At 51.9% G+C, this 1,100-nt stretch carries 1 protein-coding gene; it reads right to left on the bottom strand.

The features are described 5' to 3' along the window. Positions 1-812: hypothetical protein (locus tag ROE7235_RS20030; RefSeq protein WP_147434294.1), on the bottom strand; the 812-nt coding region annotated here is incomplete at its 3' end. Positions 813-1,100: the final 288 nt, after the last annotated feature.

Here is a 1,100-nt window from a genome sequence, read left to right as displayed (position 1 = left end):
GCGCTCGACAAACGCACCCCAGACGCGGCATACTTCGAGCAAGCAGAGATACGAAAAGCGGCATGAACATAAATCTGATGCATCTTAGACAAGCCGCAAACCTGTCCTAAAAAGCAGGACCACTTCAGATCGATCCAAAGCAAATAGTCTTGCTCATCATGCTCTGGACCCTTCGGTATGGTTAGGCCGTTTTTAATGACACCTTGCATGAGCTGGTTCAGACGGGCGCTTCTAAGGCTCATTGGCCCTTCTGCCGCGTCTTCTGAAAACAATCTGAAATCCTCACAGCGCTCTATTAGGCCCGTCATAGCAGCTTGGCGATGTTCGGGTCCAAGTACAGTTCGGCCATCCCAAAACGCGCGAGAGACGCCAAGCATTTGCAGAACACTTATGAGACGTAGCGTCGAGAAGCCTGAAAGTTCTTCGCCGAGACGATCCGCTGACCGAGCGTTCTTGAAGCCCAGAAATGCGCGGGGATCGATAGATGGGTTTGTTCGTATCTGCCCGCGCCCGATTGAACTCAACACCGAAAGGGCTCTTCCAATTTGCGAGTCTATCACCGCAAGCGCAGAGTATTCAAAGGCCTCAGCAGAATGAAGGTCAGGTATGATCTCAACAACGTGTTTCATAGGTAGCCAGTTGTAATCTCGCTCCTCTGCATGGGCGAGTTTGAGAATAGCTGCGCGGCCGCCAGCTTGATGATCAATTGCGCGCACAACTTCTGCCCAACGGCTCGTCAACAGCCTATTTAAGCCGCCATCCCAACATTCAACTGCGAAACATTGGCTCATCCAGGCGTCAACGCGCGTCATGGCGTCAACGGATGGATCGGAAGATTCGCTCGCGGGAACAGCAAGTGTTATGCGATCACCTCGGTTTGTAGAGAGGCGCGTCCAAGTACGACGTCCGAGCTCACGCAAACTTATGTCAAACAATCGAAGTTTTTCAGAACTCCGCGAGTTTTTAAGCAGGATATACTCCGAGTCCTGCAGAAGCCGAATTTGTTGACTTGACTGCTGGGTTTGGAACGATTCAGCTATTGCTTATGATCCGCCCTGACTTTCTTTCCTCACCAGCCCGCCTCGAGCTTGAGGCTTGCG

This window comes from Roseinatronobacter ekhonensis (assembly GCF_900499075.1).
Classification (GTDB): domain Bacteria; phylum Pseudomonadota; class Alphaproteobacteria; order Rhodobacterales; family Rhodobacteraceae; genus Roseinatronobacter; species Roseinatronobacter ekhonensis.
This window is presented reverse-complemented; position numbering and strand designations above follow the sequence as displayed.